The sequence below is a fragment of the Polynucleobacter sp. 35-46-11 genome (assembly GCF_002281105.1).
Genome location: NZ_NCFJ01000194.1, coordinates 1 through 4,284, shown reverse-complemented (window position 1 = coordinate 4,284; position 4,284 = coordinate 1). Strand labels below are relative to the sequence as shown.

The following is a 4,284-nucleotide window of genomic DNA, read 5'->3' as shown; positions in this document are numbered from 1 at the left end:
GAAGAAACCGCGAAAACGCTCATCATGAAAGCGCGCGAACATTGGTTTACTTCATGAGAGGAAGTAGTGCATGGCAACAACAGTAAAAGTACTCGCTAAGGAATTAAAACGTACCGCGCTAGACCTTCTGGAGCAATTGAAGGCGGCCGGTATCGAAAAAGGTTCTGAGGACGACAGCATTACCGAGAAGGACAAGACTGTCCTGCTTGAGCATTTGCAAAAAGAGCATGGCAGTGCAGATACAGGTAGTCGTAAAAAGATTACTCTCATCAAGCGCGAAAACTCCGAGATTCGTCAGGCAGATTCTGCTGGACGCACTCGTACCGTGCAGGTTGAGGTGCGTAAAAAGCGCGTGCTCGTTAAGGCGGGAGATAAAGTGCCTGAAGAGACGCCAGCTCCAGTTGCTAAAGAAGTCGCTCCTGCAGCGCCTGCTAAGCCAATTCTTTCTGCTGAAGAGCTAGAAAAACGCGCAGCTGAAGCAACTCGTCAGGCTGAGTTGTTGGCTCGTCAAGAAGCGGAAATGAAGGCGGCAGAAGATGCCCGTCAAAAAGAAGCTGATGCTGCAGCGGCTGCAAGTGCAGCTGAGCCTGTTGTTGAAAAAGTAGCCAAGTCAGTTGATGATGCCTCTGCTGCTGAAGTAGTTGCTGCTAAAGCTGTCGACAAGAAAGCGCAAGCTGATAAAGCTGCTAAAGATATCGTTGACGCCAATAAAGCACAGTTGGCAGATATTACAAAACGTCGTGCCGCTGCTGAGGCTGAAGCTTTAGCGATTCGCGACATGATGAGTGCGCCTGCACGTGTTCTCAAAGCACCAAGTGAAATTGCTGCTGAAGAGGCAAAAAAAGGTACCCTGCATAAGCCTGCAAAGGCTGAAGGTGCTGACGATAAGAAAAAAGCAGTTGCCAAGGTTGGCGGTAAGACGATTAAGTCTGCAGAGACTTCATCCACTTGGCAAGAAGAGGGCGCCAAGAAACCTGGCGGTCTCAAGACTCGTGGCGACAGCTCTGGTGGTGTAGGCGGTTGGCGTTCAGGTGGTGGTAGAAGAAAACAACGTCAAATTGCTGAAGCCAATGTCGATACCAATTTCCAGGTACCTACTGAAGCTATTGTGCGCGATGTTCATGTTCCAGAAACCATTACTGTTGCTGAGTTAGCTCATGCAATGGCCGTGAAGAGTGCAGAAGTGATTAAGCTCTTGATGGGTATGGGTCAGATGGTGACAATCAACCAGATCTTGGATCAAGATACTGCCATGATCATCGTAGAAGAAATGGGCCATACAGCTCATGCTGCTAAGTTAGATGATCCAGATTTAGATCTCGGTATTGCTGGTCACGATGCAGAGTTATTGCCACGTCCACCAGTTGTTACGGTGATGGGCCACGTTGACCACGGTAAAACATCTTTGCTTGATAAGATTCGTGCAGCTAAGGTTGCTACTGGTGAAGCCGGTGGTATCACTCAGCATATCGGCGCTTATCACGTCGAAACTCCACGCGGCATGATTACCTTCCTTGATACTCCGGGTCACGAAGCTTTTACGGCAATGCGTGCTCGCGGTGCTAAGGCAACGGATATCGTGATCTTGGTAGTGGCAGCCGATGACGGTGTGATGCCACAAACGAAAGAAGCGATTGCTCACGCAGTAGCGGGTGGCGTTCCAATCGTTGTAGCAATTAATAAGATTGATAAGCCAGAGGCAAACGTAGAGCGCGTTAAAACTGAGTTAGTCGCTGAACAAGTGGTTCCTGAAGAGTACGGTGGTGATGTGCCATTTATTGGTGTCTCTGCTAAAACAGGTGACGGCATTGATGCCTTGCTTGAGAATGTACTTTTGCAAGCAGAAATTTTGGAACTCAAGGCAGCGAAAGATGCTCCTGCGCAAGGTCTCGTTATTGAGGCGCGTTTGGATAAAGGTCGCGGTCCTGTGGCTACTATTTTGGTTCAGTCAGGTACCCTCAAGCGTGGCGATATGTTACTGGCTGGTTCAACCTATGGTCGCGTTCGTGCGATGTTGGATGAAAACGGCAAGCCATGTAACGAAGCTGGTCCATCCATCCCTGTAGAGATTCAAGGTTTATCTGAAGTTCCTGCAGCTGGCGAGGCAGTGCAAGTTGTTCCTGACGAGCGCAAAGCACGTGAGATCGCACTGTTCCGTCAAGGTAAGTTCCGTGATGTGAAGTTGGCTAAACAGCAAGCATTCAAACTCGAAACCATGATGGAAAACATGGAAGAGGGAGCAATTGAAGCAAAGCTCTTGCCATTGATCATCAAAGCCGACGTACAAGGTTCACAAGAAGCTTTGTCACAGTCATTGCAAAAGCTCTCTACTGCAGAGGTGAAGGTTCAAATCGTTCACGCAGCAGTAGGTGGTATTACTGAGACTGACGTTAACTTGGCAGTTGCTTCTAAAGCAGTCATCATTGGCTTTAACTCTCGTGCAGATGGTGCGGCACGTAAGTTAGCTGAGAACAATGGTGTGGATATTCGCTATCACAACATTATTTATGACGCGGTTGATGAAGTGAAAGCAGCTTTAAGTGGCATGTTGACACCAGACAAGAAAGAAGAAATCACCGGCATGGTGGAGATTCGTCAAGTCTTCTTGGTATCTAAAGTTGGCGCGATTGCCGGTTGCTTGGTTCTCGATGGCGTCATTAAGCGTACTTCTAGTGTCCGTCTCCTGCGTGAAAACGTAGTGATCTGGAGCGGCGAGTTGGATTCGCTCAAGCGCTTTAAAGATGATGCAAAAGAAGTTCGTGCTGGTGTTGAGTGTGGCCTGTCATTAAAAGGCTATAACGACATCAAAGAAGGTGATCAACTCGAAGCGTTTGAAGTTACTGAAGTTGCCCGCACACTCTAAGACGCACCCAGTTAATGCATAAAACTAGTCCACATCGTAACCAGCGTCTCGCCGATCAAATTCAGCGAGACCTGGCCGAACTCATTCCTCGTGAATTACGTAGCCCAAGCTTGGGTTTGATTACTTTACAAAGTATTGAACTCACACCGGATTTAGCGCATGCAAAAGTCTTTTTTACAGTCTTGGGTGCTGAGCCTGAGGTTGCACTGAAGGCATTGCAGGATAAGGCAGGTTATCTACACTCTTTGTTGTTTAAGCGTTTGCATATCCATACTGTGCCAACCCTGCATTTTCACTACGACAGTTCTGTTGAGCATGGCATTGAAATGTCTCGCTTAATTGATCAAGCGGTGGATAGTGATCGCAAAGACGAGAACGCGTAAATAGTTATGTCTGTACGTATCGATGGCGTTGTTTTGCTTGATAAACCTGCTGGCATGAGCTCGCAAGGTGCGGTCACTGCTGTGAAACGTGCATTCAATGCAGAAAAAGCGGGGCACACTGGCACTCTAGATCCAATGGCTACAGGCTTACTACCCATTTGCTTGGGTGAAGCCACTAAGTACTCTCAGGATTTATTGGAAGCCGATAAAACCTACATCGCTCAAGTCAAATTTGGTCAGCGTACTGATACTGGTGATGCTGAAGGCCTTGTAATTGAAGAGCTCGCTGTACCTGTATTTGCAGATAATGCTGCCATTAAGGCGGCATTAGATTCTTTGTTGCCGGCTTTTAGCGGTCAAATCAGTCAGGTTCCGCCAATGTATTCCGCGCTCAAGCGCGATGGTAAGCCCCTATATGAATACGCCCGTGCGGGTGTTGAGCTAGAGCGTGCTCCAAGAGATATTACGATTCATGCAATTCGTTGGACCAATATCAATTGGCCTGAAGCTACTTTAGAAGTCAGTTGCAGTAAGGGTACCTACATCCGCGTATTGGCAGAAGATATTGGCAAAGCCTTAGGCTGTGGCGCCCATTTGGTTGGCCTACGCCGCACCGAAGTAGGTCATCTCAATTTAGAGCAGTCTTTCACAATCGAATCTATTCAGAAGGGCTTGCAAGATAGTTCCAGCTATATCCTGCCAGTCGATGCACTTTTACAAACGCTGCCGCATTTAACTGTGGATGAACAGCAAGCAAAACGATTGGAGATGGGTCAACGAGTCCCGCTCAATTTACCGTCGATAGAAGCGCTAGTGCGTATCTATCGTGCAACTGCTGCTCCACATAACTTTATTGGCACTGGAGATTGGCGCTCTGGGGTATTGCACCCTAAGCGTTTGATTTCTTCAGCACATTAAATACATTCAACCCCTTTATTTATTAACCTTATTCTTAACTTCAGAAGCTTCACATGACTAAACGCGCACTTCGTAATATCGCCATCATCGCCCACGTTGACCACGGTAAAACTACTTTGG

Annotated in this window: 4 protein-coding genes; all 4 read left to right on the top strand. The window is 47.6% G+C overall.

The genetic code is table 11. From position 1 onward, the window contains the following. The first annotated feature begins 70 nt into the window (after positions 1-70). A complete protein-coding gene (gene infB, locus B7Y67_RS11575; protein WP_293598773.1) occupies positions 71-2,863 on the top strand; it encodes a translation initiation factor IF-2 in 2,793 nt (930 codons plus the stop codon). A 14-nt stretch (positions 2,864-2,877) separates the two neighbouring features. Further along, positions 2,878-3,246 (top strand): 30S ribosome-binding factor RbfA, encoded by a 369-nt coding sequence (gene rbfA, locus B7Y67_RS11570; protein WP_015420788.1) that lies wholly within the window; start codon positions 2,878-2,880, stop codon positions 3,244-3,246. Between the two features lie 6 nt (positions 3,247-3,252). Then, positions 3,253-4,164 (top strand): tRNA pseudouridine(55) synthase TruB, encoded by a 912-nt coding sequence (truB, locus tag B7Y67_RS11565; protein WP_293598772.1) that lies wholly within the window; start codon positions 3,253-3,255, stop codon positions 4,162-4,164. Between the two features lie 53 nt (positions 4,165-4,217). Then, the coding region (locus B7Y67_RS19525) for a GTP-binding protein (protein WP_363927135.1) at positions 4,218-4,284 on the top strand (67 nt) is incomplete at its 3' end.